We start from the raw sequence: 23,290 nt of genomic DNA, 5'->3' as shown, positions 1-23,290 counted from the left end.
GCCTACAGGTGCCGGTGGAAGAAGTCGACGACGGTGTCCCAGGTCGGATCGCACGGCCGCGCCTCGGTCTCCTTGCCCTCGCGTGAGGAGACCGTGAACGCGTCCCGCTTCACGGCGGGGTCGGTCAGGAAGTCGTTCCACGGGCCGTGGTCGGCGTGGGGCAGCGTGATCAGTTCGACATCGGCGCCCGCCTTCGCGAGCGCCTCGTAGAAGAGTGCGCCCTGGCCGTACGGGACGATCCGGTCGGCCTTTCCGTGCAGGATCAGGAAGGGCGGGGCGTCCTGGCCGACGTACGTCGACGGGCTTGCCCTGCGGGCGAGTTCGGGCCGCTCCTGGAGAGGGCCGCCGAGCAGCCGGGACTCCGCGGACTCGGGGTCGTCATGGCCGTACGGGCTGCCGGGAAAGCGCGTGAACTCCTGGAGCGTGCCGGGGAGCATCTGCTCGTCCATGCTCAGCAGGTCGGTCGGCGGGTAGACGGGTACGGCGGCGCGGATGCCGTCGACGGTCAGCGCGGCCAGCGCCGCGGCCCAGCCGCCCGAGGACTCGCCGAACATCCCTGTGCGATCGGGGTCGAGGCCGTACGACGAGGCATGCGTGCGGAGCCGACGAACGGCTTCCTCGATGTCCCGCAGTTGCCCGGGGAAGCGGGTCTGCGCGCTGGAGCGGATCGCCAGCCCGGCCACGGCGAAGCCGTGCGGGTTCAGCCGCCGGGCCACCACCTCGGCGTCGTACCGCCCGGTGTCGGCCAACCAGCCCGAACCGCGGCTCCAGATCACCAGCGGCCAGGGACCTTCGCCGTCCGGGACGTACAGATCGATCAACTGGCCGTCGAGTCCGTCGCCGTACGCGATGTCCTTGAGTTCCTTGGCCATGGATCAGCTCTCCTTCTATCGTGATGCTCTCTTTCCGCCACGACAGGCGGTCGTCCGCTCGGCGACCACTCCAAATTAGGCGGGGAAACACGTCCCGCCCGGATGCACAGGCGACTGATGATGGTCATAAACCGACACTCGGCCGGGCAGGCCATCCCCGAGGTCGCCTTCGCGGCGCCGGTCGGCACTCCGGCGGGCCTGGAAGTGATCTCGCTGGCCGACCTGCGTTCCAGGGCCGACGGCCGCGGCGTGGATCTCGGAGCGCCGCAGCGCCCCGGCTTCCACCACGTGCTCACGCTCACCTCCGGCACACTGCGGCAGACCGTGGACTTCACGGGGTACGTCCTCGATCCGGACTCATGGCTGTGGGTGCGCCCCGGTCAGGTGCTCCAGTGGGGCGATCTCGACAAGGCCGAGGGCATCCTGATCGTCTTCGAGCGCGACTTCCCGGATCCGGCCACCGTCGGCGCGGCCCGGCTGGACGATCCGGAGGCGCCGGCGCTGCGCACCCCGGCGGCCGAGGACGCCGAGGCGCTCCGCCTCGCGGCCGCGCACCTGGAGCGAGAGTTCCGGGACCGGGGGCGGCTGCCGCTCGACGCCCATGTCGCCGTGCTGCGCCATCTCCTGGACGTCCTGATGCTGCGCGTGGCCCATCTGGAAGCCCCCGGCGGCCACGCCGCCGAGCCGAGCGAGACCTTCCTGCGCTTCCGCGCCGCAGTCGAGCGGGACTTCGCCCGGACGCGCCGCGTGGACGACTACGCCGCCGCGCTCGGGTACTCCACCCGCACGCTGTCCAGGGCCACCCTCGACGCGGCGGGAGTCGGTGCCAAGGAGTTCATCGACCGCCGGGTCGTCCTGGAGGCCAAGCGGCTGTTGGCGCACACCGACCTCGCCGCCGCCCGCATCGCCGCCCAGCTGGGTTTTTCCAGCGCCACGAACTTCGCCAAGTACTTCCATCAGCGTGCCGGACAGGCCCCCATCGCGTTCCGCGGTGCCGTACGCGGACGAGCAGGCCACGCACGGGATCGCTAGGACCGGACCATTGACACCCCGCGCCTCCCACCCCGGCACCAGGCCCCCACTTTGCGTGAACATAACTTCAGTATGCGAACGCCCCTGCCACGTCTCCCGTCGGGAGCGACGTACGCCGTGGTCAGGTCACGGGTGTGCGGCTCTTCAGCGCGCCGGGGGAAGGTGTACGCCCGTGAGAGACGAGGAGCCCCGGCAGAACGTCGATGTTCTGCCGGGGCTCGCCGTACCGAACCGCGTCTGCCGCCTACCCGATGCCCGAAAGCAGCCCGGTCACCGGCGCGACCAGGTCGGTCACCTGGTGCAATTCGTTCAGGTCGTTCAGCCGGTTGAGTCCGGCGAGCTGACTCGAGGGCCGCGGGACTTCGGCCTGCTGCTCCGCGGGAATGTCGCTCATCGCGAGCGAGTCGAGCTGAGCGATCGGGTTCAGCTTCCCCGCGTCGTGGGCCTCGGAGCCCGCCGCGTTCGCCATCGGCGCGGCGAGGCCCGTGACACCGACGGCGAGACCAACGGCGGCGACCATACGTCGTGTTGAGATCATGCTTTCAGCAACGGACCCGGGGTCCGGGCGGACACGGCCGGGTTCCGTCGCTCACCCGTCAGGCGCATCGGACGGCTGCGCTTGCCGTGGGCCGAGCAGCGGAGGAGTCTCGGAGGAGAGGCCTACGCGGCCCATTCCGCGCTGGGCCGCGGCCTTCCAAGGAGGTCGATCATGGGCACCGCGGCACCCCCTGCCTTCGACACCGAAGCGCTGCGCCGGGGCATAGAAGGACACAGTGCGGCAGCTCTGCTGGCGCTCTACGCCGACGACGCGGAACTGCGCGTCGTCGACCGCAACACGCAACCCAGCCACCCGATGATCAAACACGGCCGCGACGAGATTGCCGAAATGCTCAGCGACGTCTACAGCCGCGACATGACGCACAAGCTGGACCAGTGCGTCATCCAAGGGGACCATGTCGCCTACACCGAGTCCTGCGAGTATCCGGACGGCGTGCGGGTGCTGGCCACTTCGATGATCTCGCTGCGCGAGGGCAAGATCGTCGAACAGACCTTGGTCCAGGCATGGGACGAGTAGGAAGGAACTGGCCGAGGGTCCAGTTCAGATCCCGTCTGACCTGGACCTTTTCGGCGAGTACGTCGCTCGGCCGATCCCGCCCTCACCGGACTCGGCGGCCACGACCAGTTTCCGCAGCAGCTCTGCGAGCATCCGCCTCTCTGCTGGGCTCAGCACTGCGAGCAGCGCATTCTCACCCTCGTCCTCCGATACCGCGTGCTGCTCGAACGCATCGAATCCTGCGTCGGTGAGCCGTACCCGTACCCGGCGACGGTCGGCGCGCTCGTTCGTGCGGGTGATCAGCCCCGAGTCCTCCAGTGGGCCGAGCCGCGCCGACAGGGCGCCACGGGTCAGGCCGAGCATGTCGGCGAGCTGTGACGGGCTCGCCTCGTAGGGCGGGCCGAGCCGGCGCAGCATCAGAAGCACCTTGAACTGCCAGTGCTGGAGGCCGTCCGAGTCGAGGGTGTCCCGGCGGGCCTGCGCCGCATGCCGGGCCAGAATCGCGAGCCGGGCGAAGATCGCTTCCTTGACCGGGTCCATCCAGTCGAGCTCCTTCTTCCAGAGCGCGACATGCCGGTCGACCGAGTCCGCGGTCGCCGCGTCGGGCGGTTCTGTGGTGGCCGCGTCGGGCTGTTCCGTGGTGGCCGCGTCGGACGGGTCCGTCATTCAGTCCCCCAAAGTAGTTTTCTTGTGGATAGTTTTTCGGATTACTACCTTCCTCGCCATGACGAACACCGCAAGCACCATCCGTACGGTCGTATCGCTGGATCTGGACGAACTCCTCGACGCTGTCCGTGAGTTGAGGATCGGCGGCCGCTGGGAACGCGCGTCGCGGCTGCTGGAATCGGCCGTCGTGACCGAGGCACGGGCTCGTGCACGGACAGCCCTGGCCGCGGCCGAAGTCGCACTGGAGAGTGACTGGTTCGGCGGGACCGGCTTGGCGGGGGCTCGGCTCGATGCCGCGGAGAAGGTCTTCGACGAGTCCGGCCTCGACGGCCTCGACGGCCGTTGGGACCTGGACTTCCTCCGACTGCGCCACGACTACCTTGGTCTGCTCCGCGTCGACGGTACGTTCCGCGCCGGTCCCGAAGGCAAGGACCCGGAGGCCCTCGCCGCGCTCCGCCGCCGTGCAGCGAACCTGCGCGAGCGCGGTGCGGACGCCGTGCACCGAGGCTGGGCCGAGATGTATCTGGGCCTGATCGCCGACAATCTCTTCGCCGAGCGGGACGTCGCACCCGCCCACTACGAGGCCGCCCTGCGCATGGGCGAGTCGGGCGACGACCTCCTGTCGCGCGAGGCATTGCGGCACCTCGGCGATCACGACCACGACCGCGGCGACCACGCGCGGGCGCGGGAACGCTGGAGCCGGGCGACCGCGCTCGGCGCCCGGGCGGGCACCGTCCCCGGCACTCTCTCGCAGCAGATGCTCCTGGCGGTGCTGGCCCGCGACACGGGCGACGAGGCCGGAGCCGCCGCGCTGGCCCGGGAGATCGCTCGCTGGGCCGGAGCCATCGGAGCCACGACGACCGAGGCGCAGGCCAACGGGTTCCTGACCGGCGTCGATCCCACGGCTCCGCCTTCGGCCAGCGACGCCGGCCGGTAATCGCACAAGCTACCCTGGTCGGCGGGCCGTGACTGGCGCTGAGGTGGAGTACCACCGGGGAGCGGTCCGACGAACGGGTCTTTGCCGCGCGCCTGGGCGATTGTGTCGACAACGCTCAGGAGGAGCACATGTCCCAGGCCCAGCTCATGGACGGCGCCGGTCTCGCGCGTCGCATCGTCGAGGAGACCGCCAAGCGTGCGGCCGACCTCAAGGACCGTACGGGTGCGGCTCCGTGTCTGGCGACGGTGCTGGTCGGCGAGGATCCCGCCTCGGTCACCTACGTACGCATGAAGCAGAACCGCAGCCGCAAGGCAGGTATCGAGTCGCGGCACGTCGCCCTGCCCGCCCACACCACGACGGCCGAACTGGTCGCCGCGCTCGAGGCGCTGTCCGCCGACCCGACCGTGCACGGCATCCTGCTCCAGCACCCGGTCGGACCGCACATCGACGAGCGCGCGGCGTTCGAGGCCATCGCGCCCGAGAAGGACGTCGACGGTGTGACGCTGAGTTCCTATGCGGCGATGAGCTTCGGCCTGCCCGGCTTCGTGTCCTGCACGCCCGGCGGCATCATGCGGCTCCTCGACGAGTACGACGTGGACCCGGCCGGCAAGCGGGCCGTTGCCGTGGGCCGCAGCGCGATCCTCGGCAAGCCGGTCGGCATGCTGCTGCTCGGGCGCGACGCGACGGTGACGTACTGCCATTCGCGTACGGCGGATCTGTCCTCCGTGGTGCGGGAGGCGGACATCGTGGTGGCCGCCGTGGGGCGCCCCCGGCTGATCCGCGGCGAGGACATCAAGCCGGGAGCCGTCGTGATCGACGCGGGCTACAACCCCGGGAACGTCGGCGACGTCGACTTCGACACCGCCGTCACCCGCGCCGGTCTGATCACCCCCGTGCCCGGCGGCGTCGGCCCGATGACGATCGCGGTCCTGCTGGAGCAGACGGTGACCGGGGCCGAGCGCCAACTCGGCTTCTGAGCAGACACTTTGGTGACGTCGGGGTCGGTCAGCGCAGCCACGCGCGGTACGACATCACGTCGCCGGCCTTGACGCCGTACTCGGGATCGGCCTTGGTGACCGTGTCCTCAAGGCCGAGAACAGCGCCGGTCGCCGGGTCCAGGATCAGCATCCGGCGGCCGGAGTGAGCCTTGTCGTCGTACACGTACGCCTGTCCCTTGCGCCCCAGCCGGTCGGTGACCGCTCCAACCGGGCGCAGCCCCTTCGCCTCGGAAAGGACACGGGCCAGCGTGGCGGTCTCGCGGGCACCGAGCGTCCAGTTGTCCAGCAAGACGGCAACGGCGTCCAGGAGTTGCGTCGTGTCCATCGCCTCGATCGGGTCGATCTCCTCGAGGTAGGCGCGCAGCCGCTCGGCGTCGTGCGGCGGTCGCGCCTGGGGCGGCGCGTCGCTCCAACTCGGGGGGTACGTCCGCCTGCTGAGGACATGGCCGTCCTCGACCGTGCGCGGGACGGGGTCGGCGTCGGTGATGACCGGCTTGCCCGGACGACGCGGGTCGGTCGCCACGACGAGTTCGGTGTGACTGCCGTCGGCCTTCCAGCGGACGACGCGTTCCTCGGGGACCGTGATCGGAGGCCGGGCCTCGGGTCCTGAGGTCATGCTCAGGCTCCAGGTCTGGACGTGGGTGCCCTGGCGCAGCGGGAGAGAGCTGTCCGATGCCGCCGCGCGGTCGGCGAGCCGGTCCAGCGGGACGGGGGTGGAGCCCGCCTCGATGACCAGCGGGCGCGGGGCGGCCACGGCGGGGGCGGTGGTCGGCCCCGACAGCGTCAGGGCGAGGACGACCACGCCGACGGCCGCCGCGGTCCCGACACTCCAGAACCAGCGCCGCAGCGGGCGGGGGCGCCCGCTGTGCAGCAGGTGGTTGAGGCGCCGCTCGGCGTGCTGGTCCAGCGGGCGGTCGTGGAAGCGGGGGTCAGTGGACGGCACCGGATTGGCGCGACGCAGCAGTTCGAGTTCGTCAGCCATGGCCGTGCTCCTTCGGGGTGTCGCGGCGGGGCGCTTCGCTGCCGGCGGCCACGGTGATCTGCAGGCGGTCGATCTCGGTTCTGAGACGGCGACGGGCGCGGTGCAGTCGCATGGCCGCGGCGCGGTTGCCACAGCCGAGGGCGACGGCGACCTCGTCGATGCCGAGCTCCTCCCAAGCCGTCAGCCGCAGTACTTCCTGGTCGGCCGGGGAGAGCCGGGTCAGCGCCTCGTGCACCCAGTCGCCCGGTGACTCGGAGTCGGGGCCCGCCACCACCTGCTTGCCCTGGACGCTCTCGTCGTTGCCGAGCCGGTCGACGAGCCTGCGGCGGCGCCCATAGCCGCGTACGGCATTGGCCAGACAGTGGCGTGCCACCCCGTACAGCCAGGGAAGGGGGGACGGCGGGAGATCGGACCGGCGCCGCCAGGCGACGGTGAAGACCTCCGCCACCACCTCCTCGACATCACTGCTCCGGCCGTCCAGTCGCCGCGCAACGTAGCGGCTGACCGCCCAGTAGTGCTCGCGATAGGCAGCGGCGAAGGTCTCGTCGTTGCTCATAATCCGTAGGTGTCCGGCAGGTTCGCGATCGTCACACCCGTCGATGTGACGCTCGTCGCTCCGCTCCAGTGTGACGGTCGGCCGGGCGCCGGACACAGGCGGGGCATGGAGAGCAACACTGTTACGGCGCTGCCCGCACCCCCTCCCGTGCGTGCGCGGCGTCCTGGACTCGCCGCGGTGAAGTGGCTGACCACCACCGACCACAAGACGATCGGCACGCTGTATCTGGTCACGTCGTTCGGATTCTTCTGCATCGGCGGGGTGATGGCGCTGCTGATGCGCGCCGAACTCGCCCGCCCCGGTCTGCAGATCATGTCGAACGAGCAGTTCAATCAGGCGTTCACGATGCACGGCACCGTGATGCTCCTGATGTTCGCGACCCCGCTGTTCGCCGGTTTCGCGAACTGGATCATGCCGTTGCAGATCGGCGCGCCCGATGTGGCATTCCCCCGGCTCAACATGCTGGCCTACTGGCTCTACCTCTTCGGCTCCTTGATTGCCGTCGGCGGGTTTCTGACTCCTCAAGGCGCCGCCGATTTCGGATGGTTCGCCTATGCGCCCCTGTCCGACGCGGTGCATTCGCCGGGAGTCGGCGCCGATATGTGGATCATGGGTCTGGCCTTCTCCGGCTTCGGCACGATCCTCGGCTCGGTCAACTTCATCACCACCATCATCTGCATGCGCGCTCCGGGCATGACGATGTTCCGCATGCCGATCTTCGTGTGGAACGTGCTGCTGACCGGTGTGCTGGTCCTGCTGGCCTTCCCGGTCCTCGCGGCCGCGCTGTTCGCCCTGGAGGCGGACCGCAAGTTCGGTGCCCACGTCTTCGACGCGTCAAATGGCGGAGCCCTACTCTGGCAACACCTCTTCTGGTTCTTCGGCCATCCAGAGGTGTACATCATCGCTCTGCCGTTCTTCGGCATCATCAGTGAGGTCATCCCGGTGTTCTCCCGCAAGCCGATGTTCGGCTACATGGGGCTGATCGGTGCGACGATCGCGATCGCGGGGCTGTCGGTGACCGTGTGGGCCCACCACATGTACGTCACCGGTGGCGTACTGCTGCCGTTCTTCTCCTTCATGACGTTCCTGATCGCCGTGCCGACGGGTGTGAAGTTCTTCAACTGGATCGGGACGATGTGGCAGGGGTCCTTGTCCTTCGAGACACCGATGCTATGGGCGACCGGCTTCCTGGTCACCTTCGTCTTCGGCGGTCTCACGGGCGTGATGCTGGCCTCGCCGCCGATGGACTTCCCCATCTCGGACTCGTATTTCGTGGTGGCGCACTTCCACTACGTGATCTTCGGTACGGTCGTCTTCGCGATGTTCTCCGGCTTCCACTTCTGGTGGCCGAAGTTCACCGGCAGGATGCTCGACGAGCGCCTCGGAAAGATCACCTTCTGGACGCTTTTCTCGGGCTTCCACGGCACGTTCCTCGTGCAGCACTGGCTCGGCGCCAATGGAATGCAGCGCCGGATTCCCGACTACCTGGCGGTGGAAGGTCTCACGACCCTCAACACGGTCTCGACGATTTCCTCCTTCCTGCTCGGCCTCTCCTTCCTGCCGTTCTTCTACAACATCTGGAAGACCGCCAAGTACGGCGAGAAGATCGAGGTCGACGACCCATGGGGCTACGGTCGTTCCCTGGAATGGGCCACCTCTTGTCCGCCGCCACGGCACAACTTCCTCGCCCTCCCGCGCATCCGGTCCGAGTCACCGGCCTTCGATCTGCACCACCCCGAAATCAGCGCCACGGGCCGGCAGTTGGAGACCGCGGCGAGGGAACTGCGATGACCGCCATGGACGACCGCCCGCTGAATGCGGATGCGCTGATCAGCGAGCTCGAGGGCCATCTGCTCGTCGAGGCCGCCCGCGCCGAGGGACGCGCCGAAGCCGTCCGTTTCACGCGCTCGCTGGCCTGGCTGACGGACACCCAGCGGGAGGAGGTGGAGGCGGGCTATCAGGAGCACTACCTGGCCCTCACCCGGCGTTCCTGGGAGCGCACCGCGCAACGCGGCAGGGAATTGCGGGCCGAGTACGAAGAGAGGTACCGCTCACTGCGACGGCGGCTGTGCGCGGCATGCCTGTTCGGCGCCGCCCTCGTGCTGACGACGGTCGTGGTGACGAACCTGCCGACCTAGTACTCGCGGAACTGCCGCGCAAGAACTGCTGGTCGATCGCCGAGTGGGCCGGGGAGTCCAGCCTGGACGGCATGCAGCACCTGCACGGCCGGGCCAGGTGGGATGCCGACACGGTGCGCGATGACGTGCGCGGGTACGTGGTGGAGCATCTGCACGACGAGGATGCGGTGCTGGTGGTCGACGAGACCGGGGACGTCAAGAAGGGCACGCACAGCGTGCGTGCCCAGCGCCAGTACACCGGCACCGCCGACAGGATCGAAAACGCGCAGGTCGCCGTCTATCTGGTCTACGCCGACCGCCGTGGGCACGCGGCCGTGGACCGCGAGCCGTACATCCCCCGCTCGTGGACAAGCAAGCCGGACCGCTGCCGGGCCGCGGGCCTGGACGAGGACACAGTCTTCGCCACGGATGGGGTGATCTCGCTATGCACGTCGCGTGAGGCGCGCTGGATATCATCGACAAGGCAGGATGCTTGTCACAACCGGCGCGTTCGCGGCCTCGTTGCCATCATGGGCAGCACACGCCGTGGATCGCCTCTCGTACTTGGAGACAGTCAGTGTCCTCATCCTCCGCCATGCCCGCCGACCTGGTATCGAGCTACCGAGCTGTCGAGAACCTGCTCGCACGTTACGCAGAACTCGTGGACGACGGCGATTTCGCAGGGCTCGGTCTCCTGCTCGCGGACGCCACTTTCGTCGGCAGCGGCACGCCGGTGAGCGGCAGGGAAGCGATCGAGAAGATGTTCCAGGACACTCTGATCGTCTATGCCGACGGCACGCCGCGAACCCAGCACGTCACCTCCAATATCGCCATCGAGGTCGACGAACAGACCAGCACGGCGGTCGCACGTTCCTACGTCACCGTGCTGCAGGCGCTGCCCGACCTGCCGCTGCAGCCCGTCGCCGCCGGTCGGTACCGCGACCGCTTCGAGCGCCGCGGCGGGCAGTGGCGTTTCATCGAGCGACAGGTCGACATCCGCCTCGTCGGCGATGTGAGTCGCCACCTGCAGCAGGCTGCCGCACGGCGATAGGTCCTTTCCGAAGCGCGGTCTACTTTCGGTTCCGCGCTTCGTCCATGCGCCCGTCGAGGCCGCTTGTGACCATCGGCCTGCCTTGGTGACAACTAACGTGCTTCGGCACATCAGACATGAAGATCACGATCTACGGCTGGAGTACTGGCGCCACCCCGAAACCGCTCAGGCAGTGACAAGGCCGGCCTTGAGGAGCATCCGGGAGGACTGGTCCACGAGGTCCCGCAGCATGTCCACGTAAGCCTCGTCGCCCCCCAGTTCGCCCAGAATGCGGTGTGCTTGGTCGCGGAACTTGTTGATGTCCTCCTCGTACCCGCGAAGAACGGCAGGTGCGAGAAGGACTTCGATGAGTTCCGCAGGGGCGTGATGAGAATTCCTCGCGCCGGAATGAAGCCCCAGGACACGCTCCTTGGACTCGGGCTCCGCCTCCTCGACGGCACACGCGAGGAGGTACGTGACAGTGCCGTTCAGGACGTCTTCATTGCGGCCGGACAGGATGTCTTCCTGGTCGTTGAATATCTGCCACAGGACGCCGAAGACATTGCCGAACTCGCGCCAGAGCTCCACCCTCCCCTTCGCGGCACCCGCCAGTTCAGCGGCCATGGCCGTGACCATGCTGAAGGGGGCGCCGGATTTCCCCCGGTACGCCGTGATCACCGTGTCGCGCGTGGTGACACCCGCGTCTCCGCGGAGGTCACTGAGTTGACCTTCGGTCGCGACGATCCAGCACCTGACGATCTCGGCCGACAGAGCGCCGCGCACCGGCTCGGGAATGCGGGGCGACTGAACGACGAGAAGAGGCAGGGGAGTTCCGCTGATGACCGCCGCGAGCTGCGCCTCACTCCCGGTGAGGTCGCCGACGACGAACGCACCCTGTCCATCGGCAAGGTCGTCGAGGTAGCACGCCGAGGTCCACCACAGCTCATGAATGACAGCCAGCGGAAGGGCCGGTTCAAGAAGGCCGGTCTCGGCGGCGTGGACGATCATCGGCAGCACGGAGAGGGGGTACGTGAACGTGCGATGCTCCAGGAGTGTGGTGACCGCCGCTCGAACCGATGTCGCCGATGGGCCGAGTCGCGCGAGCGCGGCTTCCCTTTCCGCCTCTATCTCCGCGGACACCTGGCGATGCAGTTCGCCGTACGACATCGCCTTCACGCAGTCCCACCCCACCACCGAGAGCAATTCGAGCATCGATTCGATCATTCCGATGGGAGGGAAGCCAGAGCGATTTTCCGCCATGACCGGATCGCCGTCGGTCGGCGCGGCTCTCCGGAGGGCACCAGGCCGTGGTCGAAGGCGGCCGGCGATCTCCGCGTTGGTCAGGCCGCGGCCCAGCAGAAGCAGCACCTCGCGCTCGCGATCGGTCAGCCGGGACAACCTGCAGGTCACGTCACGGCGGGGGCGGAGCCGAAGGGGTCCGCTGCGCACCATCGCGGGCGCCGGTCACCTCATCGACGCCGAACAGCCCCGGCCGTACCGTCGGGCGGTCACCGCGTTCCTCCATGCCGATGGCCCCGAAACGGACCGCACGGCTGTGGGCCACCGTTCGTGAACCCCGGCATACTGACCGTCGTGCGAGTTGCGATCATGTCCGCGGGATCGCGGGGCGATGTGGCGCCGTACACCGGGCTCGGGCACGGCCTGGTGCGGGCCGGGCACCAGGTCACCCTGGTGACACACGGGTGTTTCGAGCCGCTGGTGGCCGGTTCGGGCGTGGGATTTCACGCGCTGCCCGTGGATCCCCGTGCGGAGCTGGAATCCGAGCGCGGGCGAGGCCTGCACCGCAGCACCACAGGAGCGGGCAAGCTCATCCGGGTCGTCGAGATGGCGCGGGCGCTGGTCGGGCGGATGACCGACGACCTGATCGAAGCCGCCCACTCCAGCGACGTGCTCCTGCTGTCCAGCTCCCTCGGGCCACTCGGGCACGCCGTCGCCGAAGGGCTGTCGCTGCCCAGCATAGGTGTCTATCTCCAACCGCTCGCTCCCACGAGGGAGTTCGCGCCTCCGGTGACCGGGATCCGCTCATGGGGGCCCGCGGTGAACCGGGCCGCCGGACACGGCGTGAACATGGCCGTCGAGCGGGTCTTCGCGGAGACCGTGCGCACCCTGCGGGCCCGGCTCGGCCTGCCGCGCATCGGCTCCGGCGCCGCGCGCCGCGCCCGCGAGCGGCAGGGCTGGCCCGTGCACCACGGATTCAGCCCCCTCGTGGTGCGCCGCCCCCGCGACTGGCGCACCGGCCTCGACGTGACCGGGTACTGGTGGCCCTACGACGGTACGGACGCCCAACTGCCTCCCGCACTGCGGGACTTCCTCGACGCCGGGCCTCCTCCGGTCTTCGTGGGCCTGGGCAGCGCCACCGTGCCCGATCCCGAGCGGCTGAGCGCCGAGGTCGTACGCGCCCTGCGGGCCGCTGGGCTGCGCGGGGTGATCCAGCGCGGCTGGGGCGGGCTGCGGGCCACCGGTGACGACATGTTCACGGTCGGGGAGGTGCCGCACTCCGTGCTCTTTCCCCGGATGGCCGCGGTCGTTCATCACGCGGGGGCAGGGACGACGGCGGCCGGATTGCGGGCGGGGGTGCCGGCCGTACCGGTGCCGATCCAGTTCGACGAGGGCTTCTGGGCCGCGCGGCTCGTCGCGCTCGGGGTGGCGCCCGGGGCCGTGCCCCTGCGCGGGCTCGGCTCCGCCCGGCTGGCATCGGCTCTTGTGAGAGTGACGAGGCAACCGATGTATCGGCGGCGCGCGCAGGTGCTGGCCGCTCGCATCCGTGCCGAGGACGGGGTGGGGCCGGTCCTCGACACGGTGCGCCGGCTGACTGGCTGAGGTTCGAGAGGCTTTCGCCCCCTCCGCCCCGTCCCCCTGTCGGCCTCGCCCGCAAACGGAAGTGTGCCTCGTGGCCGGGGAAGGTTCCTGTATCCAGCTGGTCGGGTCGGGCACCGCAGATGCAGGGACCGACAGTCGGCCGCTGCCCGGTCCTACCGCCGTCAGGCCGCCCCGCCCCGCCCCTGCGGAAACCACCCCGCCGGTCGCAGAATCCCCAACAGCTGCCGGACCAGTTCCTCCACCACCTCGTCGAGCGTCGCGTCCACCCATCCGGCGCGCCAGTCGTGGAGCAGACCGTTCACACTGCCGATGAACGCGGTCGCGGCGATCCGGTAGTCGCGGGGCGCCGCCTCGCCGAGTGCCGCCGCCGCTGCCGCCTCCGCGCAGATGAAGTCCACCCAGCGGGCCCGGCGAGCCAGCCGCTGCTCCTCCAACCGGGGGCTCACGCCGATGATTTCGACGAAGGTGATGCGGATCCGCCGCGGGTCGCTCGTCACGTTCGCGGCATAGGCGCGGAAGATCGCGGTCGCACGCTCGGCGAGCGGCAGGTCCCGCTCCCGCGCGTCGGCGAGCGCCGCGAGGGCGGCCTCCTCGGCCCAGTCGTTGACCTGGAGGTGCAGGGCGGCCAGCACGTCCTCAAGGGTGCGGAACTCCTCGTAGAACTGCCGCGTCGACAGCCCCGCCGCCTCGCTCAGCGCCGCGACGGTCGTGGACCGGAACCCGGGGCTGTCACCGAAGAGTTGGAGCGCGGCGTCCAGGAAGCGTGCGCGTCGCTCGGCCTGCCGCTCCTCGGCGGTCCTGCCCCCGTAACGGCCGGTCGGCTGTTTGAGCCTGCCCGCCACACGTTCCTCCCTTGCCGGTCCGACGAACTGTTCGACCCTCCGACGATTTTGTCGTGTACGGACCCTTGTGGAGAGGGGCGCCCCTTCCTTACTTTCCAGTAAGTCCACTCTGAACGCGGCCGTGTTCAGATTTCGCGTTGATCGCTTGTCATGCCTCGGCACTCGCACCCCCCGCCTACGACAAGGACCCCCATGTCTGTTCGACCCGACAGGTCCCCTCTCAGACCCAGACATCTCTGTTCCCTCGCCGCCGCCCTCGCCCTCACCCTCGGCGGCACGGCGACCGCCGCCTCCGCGCAGGCCTCCGCAGGCGATCTGCGCGAGGTGATGTTCGTGGGCAACAACTGGGACGGCACCGCGGACGTCATCAAGTCCACCGGTGACTTCACGAAGATCGGCCGGATCAATGTCATCCCGGACAAGGACGAACGGCTGGCCGCGATCAACGCCGATCCGATCAAGTGGGTCTACTTCATGGCCATTCGCAATGGCGTCGGCGAGGGCCACGACCAGTTCGTCGACGACATGTACTCCACCCCCGACGGCAGGTCCGTGGTCGTGTCCCGTCCAAGTTTCGCGGACGTCGTCTCGATCGACCTCGCCACCGGGCACATCAACTGGCGCTTCCCCGTGTCCGGTTATCGCTCCGACCACATGGCCGTGTCTCCCGACGGCACGCGTGTCGCGGTCTCGGCGTCGACCGCCAACACCGTGCACGTCCTGGACATCACCACCGGCAAGCAGCTCGGCTCCTTCGCCACCGGCGACAAGCCGCACGAGAACATCTTCACCCGCGACGGCAAGTACATCTGGAACATGGCGATCGGTGACGTCAACACCGCTCTCGACGACCCGTGGCTGGACTGGACGAAGGGCGACCGGCACATCACCGTCGTCGACGCGACCACCTTCAAGCAGGTCAAGGTGATCGACATGCGGCAGCGGCTCGACGCGATCGGTCTCACGGACTACTCCGACGCGGTCCGGCCCGCCGTGTTCAGCCCCGACGAGTCCAAGCTGTACTTCCAGGTGTCGTTCTTCAACGGCTTCCTCGAGTACGACGTCGCCTCCGACAAGATCACCCGGGTCAAGACCCTGCCGAAGAACCCCGCGACCAGCACCGACCGCACCACCTGGGTCAACGACTCGCGCCACCACGGCATGTCGATGAACCCGGCCGGAACGAAGCTGTGCGTCGCCGGGACCATGGACGACTACGCGACCGTCGTCGACCGGGCCACCCTCCAGGAAGGACCGCTCGTCACCGCCTCCAAGCCGTACTGGGCGACGGTCAGCGGCGACGGCAAGGACTGCATCGTCTCCGAGAGCGGCGCCGACCAGGTCACCGCCATCGACTTCGCCACCGGGCAGAAGACGGTGTCGGTTCCGGTCGGTGACCACCCCCAGCGGGTTCGCCTCGGCCATGTGGAGGCGAACTGGACCGGCCCCTCGGCTAGTTGACCACCGTAGCGGCCCACGACATCAGTTCGGTCCGGGCCGCGCCCAACAGATCGGCGGACGGCGCCGTCGCCCCGTTCGTGATCAGCGCGTAGTGCACAGTCCCCGAGCCCGGTGCGGTGAGCAGCAGTCGGCGGCTGCCGGTGCCGCCCGGCTCGGGGGCCACCCCGATCGGGGTGGTCGTGGTGTAGGCGGGCGGGGAGATCGTCGCCCCGAGGTCGGACACCACGGTCGTGGCCGACGTCGGGAAGGATGCCGGCAGGTGGAGTTCCGTGGGGGCCGCGCCGCCGTTGGAGCGCCACAGCAGCAGCCCGTACTGGCCCGATCCCACCAGCTGGGCGACATACGGCAGGGACGACGGAATCGGGTTCCAGGTCAGGGTGGTGGAGCCGTCGCGGGAGCGGTCCTCGTAGGTGAAGGCGACCGTGGTGCCCGCGGTGGCGCTCGGGTAGAGGCGGTCCAGGAGGCGTGCGTCCTGGCGCAGCACGGCGGTACCCGAGTCGTCCAGGCGTACGGCGGAGAGGTCCTCGTCGTTCCAGGCGTCGCCTGAGGTCAGGACCTTGTCGGGGTTGTCGTTCATCAGCTCGTGGTGGCGGCCGTTGTAGATGTCCCACTGCCACTGGGTGCCGGAGAGGACGGGTCCGGAGGATGCCGCCTTGGACCACCAACTGGAGCCCGGCAAACGGGAATCGAGGGCCTGGTACATCGCCTTGACGACCGTGGGTGCCTTGTCCGAGACGGATCCGGACAGCGGGTGGCCGAATTCGCTGACGATCGCGGTCGTCCCCGCCGTCGAGGCCCGGTCGCGTACCGTCCCGAAGTCGGTGGCGTACTGACCGTCCCCCGCCTTGCCCCACATGAGGATGCCCGAGATCGCCTTCTGGTCGTAGAAGTGGGTGTTGAAGACATAGCGGGCACCCAGCGTGCCCGCGTCCAGCAGGCCACCCTCCTGCTTCTGGGAGTCGATGTTGGCGTTCCAGAAGAGGTTCGGCTCGACGAAGGCGGGCTTGTCCTGCCAGCCGGCCGCGTCCATGCGGGCCCGGAACCTCACATAGAAGGGCCAGAGGACGTCTCGCTCCCACCTGCGGCTGGTCTGCCCGGAGTCGTATGTGCCCGCGTACGGCTCATTGAAGGGGTCGAAGCCGACGACGCCCGCGAATTCGGCGGTGGTGAGGTGCTGTCTGACGTAGGCCATGGTGGCCTGGGCCGTGTCGAGGAAAGCGCCCTGGACACCGTAGGCGTTGTGCCAGAAGTCGTACGACGCCTGCTTGACGGCCCCGTTCTGGGTGATGTTCTGCCCCCAGAAAAGACAGATCCCGCACGACTCCTGGGGGTAATTTCCCGCTTCCACGGCCCACTTGGGGGCGCCGTCGCCGCTGTACCAGCTGCCCGTGTTGAAGAGATGACGGGAGTAGAGGTCCTGGTGGAAATCGGGGAACACGCGGATTCCCGCGTCGAGGAAGGCGCGCAACTGGTCGGTGGCCGCGGCGAGATAGGTGGTGTCGACCTGTCCGCGCACGGGTTCGGCGTGCGCCCAGGAGAGCAGGAAACGTACGGAGTTGGCACCGCCGAGGGCGCGCAGCGCGGTGGCGGACTTCTTGGCGTCGGCGACCGACGCGAAGGGCAGTCCACTGTTCTCCTCCAGCTTCGTTTCGCCGGAGACGTTGTAGCCACGCAGTACGACCTCGCGGCCGAGTCCGTCGGTGAAGCGGCCGTTCGCGACGGTGAGGGTGGCCGACGCCTGGGTGTCGAACCACAGCGAGTCGGGGAGGGGGTCGGCGGCCGCGGGCTGTGCGCCCGTGGCCGTCAGCAGGCCGGTGATCAGCACGAGAACGCCGAGCAGACGCGCACGTAACGTCGACATGTCCACTACAGTCCCGTTCGCATCAGGACGCGTCAATGGTTCTGACTCATGAGTAAGTTTCTACTTCTCGCCTCCGTCTCACAGGCCTCGTACACCCCATGGGTCTCAGCTGCCGACCCGTCGTGTCACGTTCAGCAGATACTCCTTCCGGTCGAGCGGGTTGAGGTCGGTCCGCGGACGGTCCGGGATCTCGCCTCGCACGACCGGCGCGTAGTGGTCGAAGGCGCACTCCAGCTCGCCCTCGCCGCGCGTCAACCCCGGTAGCTGCCGCTCCAGTTCATGCACCTCGGCGACCGGGACCACGCCTTCCAGCACACACGACGCGCCGCGGATCTCCGTGGTCTGCGGCACGGCGCGCTGGTGCGCGAGCACGGGCAGCACCGCCGCGAGCGTGTCCGCCGGGGCCTCCAGGCGGAACCGGTGCATCGGCTCGTACACCTGGCTGCCCGCCTCCCGGAGCGCGCTCATCACCACCAGCGGTGTCAGGCCCCGGAAATCGGCGCCGGTGCTGGACATGCTCTTGTCGAAGCCCTGGTGAGCGTGGCTCTGCCGTGGCGAATAGCCCGAATGGGTCATGGTGACCGTGCAGTCGGTGACCTGCCACCCGTGGATTCCCTGCCCCAGCGTCTCCTTCACGGTGTCCTCGACCGCTTTGAAGAACGCGTACGGCATCGCGCCCAGTTCGACCTCGAGCCGGAATTCCACACCGGAATCGACGGGCGCCGGATCGATGCGCAGTCCGACGGTCGCGAGAAACGGATTGGGGTCCTTCTTGTTGAACTCGACCGCCGCACCGGTGCCCAGGGGCCGTTCGATGCACAGAGGTGTCGTCTCGCGGAACACGACGGCCACACCGAATTCGTCCGCAAGCGTCGCCTGGATGACCTCCTTCTGCACCTCGCCGTAGAGCGATACGGAGATCTCCTTGCGGACTTCGTCGTGCCGGAGATTGATCAACGGGTCCTGTTCGGCGAGTTGGGTCAGCGCGAGATGCAGGGCGCCCTTGTCGGCCGAACGGCGGGGGACGACGACGGTTTCGAGCGTCGGCGGGGAGAAATAGTGCTCGTCCGCCGTCGATTTCCGTGAGACGCCGAGGATGTCGCCGATACGGATGTCGTTCAGCCCCCAGAGCTTGCCGATCCGCCCTGCCACCACAGCCTCCTCCCGGGCGGCCGAGCCCTGGTCGAAGACGCTGATCGCGGTGACCTTTCCCTCCTCGCCGTCACGGAAGGTCAACCGGTCGCGTGTCCGCAGCGTCCCGGCGAACAGCCGCGCGTACGCGATCTTCTCCCCCGCGGGTCCGCGCTCGACCTTGAAGACGGTGCCCGAGACGGGGCCGTCGGCATCGCCCTCGGCCGAGGGCAGCAACTCCTCGACCCCACAGATCAGTTCCGCGATGCCCGCGCCCGTCATGGCCGAGCCGAAGAACACGGGGTGCACCAGGGCCTCCCGGGTCCCCCGCACCAGTGCGGCGCGGAGCCGGTCGTACGACACTCGGCCCTCGACATACGCGGCGAGCAGTTCGTCGTCGTGCTCGGCGAGCAGATCAAGGACAAGGGCCTGGAGCCCGGCGTCGTCGAACGGGGTGAAGCGAGCGTCGCGGGTGCCCGGGTCAGCCACCCCGCCCATCGGGACGATCGCCGGGGTGAGTCGCGTGGAGATTCCCTCCAGCACACGGTCGTACCGCGCTCCGCAGCGGTCGATCTTGTTCACGAAGACGAGCGTGGGAATCCGCAGCCGCTGGAGTGTCCGCATCAGCACGCGGGTCTGCGCCTGTACGCCCTCCACGGCCGAGACGACGAGTACGGCGCCGTCGAGCACGCTGAGCACCCGCTCCACCTCGGCGATGAAGTCGGGGTGGCCGGGGGTGTCGATCAGATTGACGGTGATGTCGTCGATCGCGAAGGAGACGACGGCGGATTTGATCGTGATGCCGCGCTGCCGTTCCAGCGCGAGTGAATCCGTCTGGGTGTTTCCGTCGTCGACGCTGCCGATCTCGTCGATGACCCCGACCGAGTGCAGCAGCCGCTCGGTCAGGCTTGTCTTACCGGCGTCTACGTGCGCCAGAATTCCCAGGTTGAGCATATGCACCGGGCGTCATGTCCTTTGAAGTGGGAGTGATTCCTTCCTGGGTGGACATGAGCGGTGTGCGCATTGCTGCTCCTCGATCTTGGCGGACGCGTCCCTCGTAGTGCAGCAGCCGACGACCCGCGACGGCAACGGATTAACGCTCAACAAATGCGTGCCGCAGCGCTCGCCCCCCTCGGCACTCGGCCTTAGAGTGACGCACGTCACGTAAATTGGCTGATACCCCTCACCTGGCTCTCTGGGAGGGCACATGACCCGCATATCGGTGAAGGTGGACGGCACCACGTACGAGGACGAGGTCGAACCCCGCCTCCTCTTGGTCCACTACCTGCGAGACCGCCTGGGCCTGACCGGCACACCCGTCGGCTGCGACACGTCGAACTGCGGGGCCTGCACGGTCGACCTCGACGGGGAGAGCGTCAAGAGCTGCTCGGTGCTAGCCGTCCAGGCCGACGGGAGCGAGGTGACGACGGTCCAGGGGCTCGCCCGGGACGGGGAGTGGCATCCGCTGCAGTCGGCGTTCCACGAGCGGCACGCCCTGCAGTGCGGCTACTGCACACCAGGAATGATCATGGCCGCCCGGGATCTGCTCCGCGAGAACCCCGACCCGACCGCGGACGACGTACGCCAGGCCCTGGAGGGCAACCTCTGCCGGTGCACCGGCTACCAGAACATCGTGCGCGCGGTCCTGGCCGCCTCCGGGCAGGAGGTCACGACATGACCGACCAGGTCACCGAGCGCGAGGTCGGCCGCTCACGGGCGCGCAAGGAGGACGCCCGTCTCGTCACCGGCCAGACCAACTGGACGGACAACATCAGCGTCAACGGACTGCTGCACCTGGCGATTCTGCGCAGCCCCATGGCGCACGCACGCATCGACCGGGTCGACGTGGCACCCGCGCGCGAACGCCCCGGCGTGGTCGCCGCGTTCAGCGGCCGCGACCTGGCCGAAGGCCTCGGCTCACTGCCCTGCGCCTGGCCCGTCACCGAGGACATCGTGCTCCCGGACCACCCGCCGATCGCTGTCGACGAAGTCCGCTACGCGGGCGACCCGGTGGCCGTCGTCGTGGCCCGCGACCGGTACGCCGCCGCCGACGCCCTGGAAGCCGTCGAGGTCGACTACACACCGCTGCCCCCGGTCCTCGACCTGGAGGCCGCCCTCGCCGAGGACGCACCGCTGGTCCACGCCGACAAGGGCACCAACCGCTGCTACGTCTGGCCACTGGCCACCGGTGAGGACTACGCCTCGGTCCGCCAGCGCGCGGACGTGGTCCTCAAGCGCCGCTACGTCCAGCAGAGGCTGATCCCCAACGCGATGGAGCCACGGGCGGTCGTCGTGACGCCGCTGGCGGCCTCGGGCGAGTACACCGTCTACTCCGCCACCCAGATCCCGCACATTCTGCGGATCATGCTGTCCATGGTCACCGGCGTCCCCGAGCACAAGCTGCGGGTGATCGCCCCCGATGTGGGCGGCGGCTTCGGTTCCAAACTCCAGGTCTACGGCGAGGAGGCCCTCGCACTCGCCGTGGCACAGCGGCTGGGCCGCCCGGTGAAGTGGACCGAGTCGCGGTCCGAGGGGTACCTCGCCACCCATCACGGACGCGGGATGATCCAGGACATCGAGATCGCCGCCACCGACGAGGGCAAGCTGCTCGGCCTCAAGGTCGATCTCCTCGCCGACATGGGGGCGTACCTCATGCTCGTGACGCCGGGCATCCCGATCCTGGGCGCGTTCATGTATCCGGCGATCTACAAGATGGACGCGTACGACTTCACCTGCACCGGCGTCTTCACGACCAGGACGCCCACGGACGCCTATCGCGGCGCCGGGCGCCCCGAGGCGACGTACGCCATCGAACGGATCATGGACGAGCTGGCCGTCGAACTCGGCCTGGATCCGATCGAGTTGAGGCGGCGCAACTGGATCCGCCACGAGGAGTTCCCGTACACGGCCGTCGCTGGGCTGACGTACGACAGCGGCAACTACGAGGCCGCCACCGACAAGGCGCTCGCACTCTTCGGGTACGACGCGCTGCGCTCGGAGCAGCAGAAGCGCAACGAGCACGGTGACGTGGTGCGGCTCGGTATCGGTGTCTCCACGTACACCGAGATGTGCGGGCTCGCGCCGAGCCGGGTGCTGCGGGATCTGCGGTACGGGGCCGGGGGCTGGGAGGCGGCGAGCATCCGCATGCTGCCGACCGGCAAGGTCGAGGTGGTCACCGGCACCAGTCCGCACGGGCAGGGGCATGTGACCTGCTGGAGCCAGATCGCCTCCGACGTGCTGGGAGTGCCCTTCGAGGACGTCGAGGTGCTGCACGGCGACACCAAGGCGGCACCGCAGGGCATGGACACCTACGGCTCGCGATCGCTCGTCGTCGGTGGGACGGCCGTGCATCACGCCGCCCAGAAGGTGGTGGAGAAGGCGCGGAAGGTGGCCGCGCACCTCCTCGAAGCGAGCGAGCACGACCTGGAGTTCACGCACGGTGTGTTCTCCGTGAAGGGCTCGCCGGAGGCGCGCAAGACCATCCAGGAGATCGCGTTCGAGACGTTCTCCTCGCACGACCTGCCCGACGGCATGGAACCCACCATCAACGCCGAGCACCTGGTCGACCCGGAGAACTTCTCCTACCCCCACGGCACCCACCTGTGCGCCGTCGAGGTCGACACGGAGACCGGACGGACCACCATTCGCTCGTACGTCTGTGTCGACGACGTCGGCCGGGTCATCAACCCGATGATCGTCGAGGGGCAGGTGCACGGCGGAGTCGCCCAGGGCATCGCGCAGGCCCTGTACGAGGAGGCGGTGTACGACGACGAGGGCAACCTGGTGTCGGGCACGATGGCCGACTATCTGGTGCCCTCGGCTGCCGATCTGCCCGAGTTCGTGACAGGCCGCACGGAGACGCCGGCCACCTCCAATCCACTCGGAGCCAAGGGAGTCGGTGAGGCGGGCACCATCGCCTCGACACCCGCGGTCGTCAACGCGATCGTGGACGCGCTGCGCCCGCTGGGCGTGACCGAGGTGGCGATGCCCTGTACGCCGCAGCGGGTCTGGGAGGCCATCGAACAGGCTCGTTCCGGAAAGGACGGCTCAGCATGATTCCCCCGGCATTCGAGTACGCCAGGCCCGCGAGCGTCGAGGAAGCCGTGCGCACCCTCGCGGACGCGGGCGAGGACGCGAAGGTGCTGGCCGGCGGCCAGAGCCTGCTGCCGCTGCTGCGGCTGCGGCTCGCCTTTCCCGAACTGGTCGTCGACATCGGCCGCATCCCGGAACTGCGCGGAATCCGCGAGGACGAGGGCACGCTGATCATCGGCGCGATGACCTCGCACCACGACGTCATCCGCGACCCACGGGTACGCCGGCACGCCGGGCTGCTCGCGGCGGCCACCGCCACGGTCGCCGATCCCGCCGTACGCCATCGCGGCACCCTCGGCGGGTCGCTCGCGCACGCCGATCCGGCCGGTGACCTGCCCGCCGTGATCCTCGCGCTCGACGCGACACTGATCGCGGAAGGGCCCGCGGGACGGCGCGCCATCCCGGCCCGCGAGTTCTTCGTGGACTATCTGCAGACCGCGCTGCACCCGGACGAACTGCTCGTGGAGGTGGAGATACCGACGGTCGACGGCTGGGGTTTCCACTACGAGAAGTTCCACCGGGTCGCACAGGCCTGGGCCGTGGTCGGTGTGGCGGCGCTGGTGCGGCGCGACAACGGGCACATCGCCGAGGCCCGGATCGGGCTGACGAACATGGGCTCGACGCCGCTGCGGGCCGCGGCCACCGAGGAGGCGCTGGTGGGCGCCGCGGCGCCGGGCGCGGTGCAACGGGCCGCCGAGGTGGCCGCGGACGGGACGCACCCGTCGTCCGATCCCTCGGCCTCGCCCGCGTATCGCGCACACCTCGCCCAGGTCCTGACCAAGCGGGCGGTGCTGACCGCCGGCGGGATGGGGTGAGGA

At 69.0% G+C, this 23,290-nt stretch carries 21 protein-coding genes, 1 pseudogene and 1 riboswitch; of the genes and pseudogenes, 13 read left to right on the top strand and 9 right to left on the bottom strand.

The window, feature by feature from the left end:
- Positions 1 to 2: 2 nt before the first annotated feature.
- On the bottom strand, positions 3 to 872 hold the full coding sequence (locus IEY95_RS15660) for a prolyl oligopeptidase family serine peptidase (protein WP_189186647.1): 870 nt from the start codon (positions 870 to 872) through the stop codon (positions 3 to 5).
- Between the two features lie 117 nt (positions 873 to 989).
- Between IEY95_RS15660 and IEY95_RS15655 the strand changes: the two genes are divergently transcribed.
- The gene (locus tag IEY95_RS15655; protein WP_229702980.1) at positions 990 to 1,904 is read left to right on the top strand and encodes a helix-turn-helix transcriptional regulator; all 915 of its coding nucleotides are present in this window, start codon (positions 990 to 992) and stop codon (positions 1,902 to 1,904) included.
- A 244-nt stretch (positions 1,905 to 2,148) separates the two neighbouring features.
- Here IEY95_RS15655 and IEY95_RS15650 read toward each other — a convergent pair whose 3' ends face one another.
- Positions 2,149 to 2,442 carry a hypothetical protein gene (locus IEY95_RS15650; protein WP_189186646.1) on the bottom strand — a complete coding sequence of 98 codons (294 nt, stop codon included), beginning with the start codon at positions 2,440 to 2,442 and terminating at the stop codon, positions 2,149 to 2,151.
- A 171-nt stretch (positions 2,443 to 2,613) separates the two neighbouring features.
- On the opposite strand from IEY95_RS15650, the gene IEY95_RS15645 reads away from it, so the two are divergent.
- Positions 2,614 to 2,979 (top strand): nuclear transport factor 2 family protein, encoded by a 366-nt coding sequence (locus tag IEY95_RS15645; protein WP_189186645.1) that lies wholly within the window; start codon positions 2,614 to 2,616, stop codon positions 2,977 to 2,979.
- 24 nt (positions 2,980 to 3,003) lie between these two features.
- Here the strand turns inward: IEY95_RS15645 and IEY95_RS15640 are convergent, their stop codons facing one another.
- Entirely contained in the window at positions 3,004 to 3,624 is a 621-nt protein-coding gene (locus tag IEY95_RS15640) for a MarR family winged helix-turn-helix transcriptional regulator (RefSeq protein WP_189186644.1), read from the bottom strand.
- 58 nt (positions 3,625 to 3,682) lie between these two features.
- Here IEY95_RS15640 and IEY95_RS15635 point away from each other — a divergent pair, with 58 nt between their 5' ends.
- Both IEY95_RS15635 and IEY95_RS15630 read left to right on the top strand, forming a co-directional pair.
- Entirely contained in the window at positions 3,683 to 4,561 is an 879-nt protein-coding gene (locus IEY95_RS15635; protein WP_189186643.1) for a hypothetical protein, read from the top strand.
- Positions 4,562 to 4,579: 18 nt separating this feature from the next.
- A riboswitch (ZMP/ZTP riboswitch) is annotated at positions 4,580 to 4,666 on the top strand.
- 23 nt (positions 4,667 to 4,689) lie between these two features.
- Positions 4,690 to 5,538, top strand: coding sequence for a bifunctional 5,10-methylenetetrahydrofolate dehydrogenase/5,10-methenyltetrahydrofolate cyclohydrolase (locus IEY95_RS15630; protein WP_189186642.1), 849 nt, complete (start codon positions 4,690 to 4,692; stop codon positions 5,536 to 5,538).
- A gap of 28 nt (positions 5,539 to 5,566) precedes the next feature.
- Here the strand turns inward: IEY95_RS15630 and IEY95_RS15625 are convergent, their stop codons facing one another.
- The gene (locus IEY95_RS15625) at positions 5,567 to 6,541 is read right to left on the bottom strand and encodes a CU044_5270 family protein (RefSeq protein ID WP_189186641.1); all 975 of its coding nucleotides are present in this window, start codon (positions 6,539 to 6,541) and stop codon (positions 5,567 to 5,569) included.
- A complete protein-coding gene (locus IEY95_RS15620) occupies positions 6,534 to 7,097 on the bottom strand; it encodes an RNA polymerase sigma factor (RefSeq protein ID WP_189186640.1) in 564 nt (187 codons plus the stop codon). The genes IEY95_RS15625 and IEY95_RS15620 overlap by 8 nt, the downstream gene beginning before the upstream one ends.
- A 105-nt stretch (positions 7,098 to 7,202) precedes the next feature.
- On the opposite strand from IEY95_RS15620, the gene ctaD reads away from it, so the two are divergent.
- From ctaD to IEY95_RS15600, 4 genes and pseudogenes are all read left to right on the top strand, one after another.
- A complete protein-coding gene (ctaD, locus tag IEY95_RS15615) occupies positions 7,203 to 8,888 on the top strand; it encodes an aa3-type cytochrome oxidase subunit I (protein WP_189186639.1) in 1,686 nt (561 codons plus the stop codon).
- Positions 8,885 to 9,235, top strand: coding sequence for a hypothetical protein (locus IEY95_RS15610; protein WP_189186638.1), 351 nt, complete (start codon positions 8,885 to 8,887; stop codon positions 9,233 to 9,235). The genes ctaD and IEY95_RS15610 overlap by 4 nt, the downstream gene beginning before the upstream one ends.
- A pseudogene (locus tag IEY95_RS15605) lies at positions 9,175 to 9,642 on the top strand (IS701 family transposase); the annotation flags it as partial. The gene IEY95_RS15610 and the pseudogene IEY95_RS15605, both read left to right, overlap by 61 nt.
- Before the next feature lie 167 nt (positions 9,643 to 9,809).
- Positions 9,810 to 10,265: a nuclear transport factor 2 family protein gene (locus tag IEY95_RS15600; RefSeq protein ID WP_373294473.1), complete on the top strand. Its 456-nt coding sequence runs from the start codon at positions 9,810 to 9,812 to the stop codon at positions 10,263 to 10,265.
- Positions 10,266 to 10,430: 165 nt separating this feature from the next.
- Here IEY95_RS15600 and IEY95_RS15595 read toward each other — a convergent pair whose 3' ends face one another.
- A complete protein-coding gene (locus IEY95_RS15595) occupies positions 10,431 to 11,456 on the bottom strand; it encodes a polyprenyl synthetase family protein (protein ID WP_229703062.1) in 1,026 nt (341 codons plus the stop codon).
- A gap of 396 nt (positions 11,457 to 11,852) precedes the next feature.
- Here IEY95_RS15595 and IEY95_RS15590 point away from each other — a divergent pair, with 396 nt between their 5' ends.
- Complete coding sequence (locus tag IEY95_RS15590; RefSeq protein WP_189186930.1) at positions 11,853 to 13,085, top strand: glycosyltransferase; 1,233 nt, start codon at positions 11,853 to 11,855, stop codon at positions 13,083 to 13,085.
- Between the two features lie 161 nt (positions 13,086 to 13,246).
- Here IEY95_RS15590 and IEY95_RS15585 read toward each other — a convergent pair whose 3' ends face one another.
- Positions 13,247 to 13,927 (bottom strand): TetR/AcrR family transcriptional regulator, encoded by a 681-nt coding sequence (locus IEY95_RS15585; protein WP_189186636.1) that lies wholly within the window; start codon positions 13,925 to 13,927, stop codon positions 13,247 to 13,249.
- A 192-nt stretch (positions 13,928 to 14,119) separates the two neighbouring features.
- On the opposite strand from IEY95_RS15585, the gene IEY95_RS15580 reads away from it, so the two are divergent.
- Entirely contained in the window at positions 14,120 to 15,388 is a 1,269-nt protein-coding gene (locus IEY95_RS15580) for a YncE family protein (protein ID WP_189186635.1), read from the top strand.
- Here the strand turns inward: IEY95_RS15580 and IEY95_RS15575 are convergent.
- Together IEY95_RS15575 and IEY95_RS15570 are read right to left on the bottom strand one after the other, a co-directional pair.
- Positions 15,381 to 17,249: a cellulase family glycosylhydrolase gene (locus IEY95_RS15575; RefSeq protein ID WP_189186634.1), complete on the bottom strand. Its 1,869-nt coding sequence runs from the start codon at positions 17,247 to 17,249 to the stop codon at positions 15,381 to 15,383. The two genes, IEY95_RS15580 and IEY95_RS15575, sit on opposite strands and share 8 nt — an antisense overlap.
- Before the next feature lie 105 nt (positions 17,250 to 17,354).
- Complete coding sequence (locus tag IEY95_RS15570) at positions 17,355 to 19,340, bottom strand: elongation factor G (protein WP_189186633.1); 1,986 nt, start codon at positions 19,338 to 19,340, stop codon at positions 17,355 to 17,357.
- Between the two features lie 247 nt (positions 19,341 to 19,587).
- Here IEY95_RS15570 and IEY95_RS15565 point away from each other — a divergent pair, with 247 nt between their 5' ends.
- The 3 genes from IEY95_RS15565 to IEY95_RS15555 are packed head-to-tail and all read left to right on the top strand — an operon-like array spanning position 19,588 to position 23,287.
- Positions 19,588 to 20,058 carry a (2Fe-2S)-binding protein gene (locus tag IEY95_RS15565; protein WP_189186632.1) on the top strand — a complete coding sequence of 157 codons (471 nt, stop codon included), beginning with the start codon at positions 19,588 to 19,590 and terminating at the stop codon, positions 20,056 to 20,058.
- Entirely contained in the window at positions 20,055 to 22,436 is a 2,382-nt protein-coding gene (locus IEY95_RS15560) for a xanthine dehydrogenase family protein molybdopterin-binding subunit (RefSeq protein ID WP_189186631.1), read from the top strand. The genes IEY95_RS15565 and IEY95_RS15560 overlap by 4 nt, the downstream gene beginning before the upstream one ends.
- Positions 22,433 to 23,287 carry an FAD binding domain-containing protein gene (locus tag IEY95_RS15555; protein ID WP_189186630.1) on the top strand — a complete coding sequence of 285 codons (855 nt, stop codon included), beginning with the start codon at positions 22,433 to 22,435 and terminating at the stop codon, positions 23,285 to 23,287. The genes IEY95_RS15560 and IEY95_RS15555 overlap by 4 nt, the downstream gene beginning before the upstream one ends.
- The last annotated feature ends 3 nt before the right edge of the window (positions 23,288 to 23,290 follow it).

The sequence above is a fragment of the Streptomyces albiflavescens genome (genome assembly GCF_014645835.1).
GTDB classification, from domain to species: Bacteria; Actinomycetota; Actinomycetes; order Streptomycetales; family Streptomycetaceae; genus Streptomyces; species Streptomyces albiflavescens.
The sequence above is the reverse complement of the archived record's forward strand: the minus strand, read 5'-3'. Positions and strand labels throughout refer to the sequence as shown.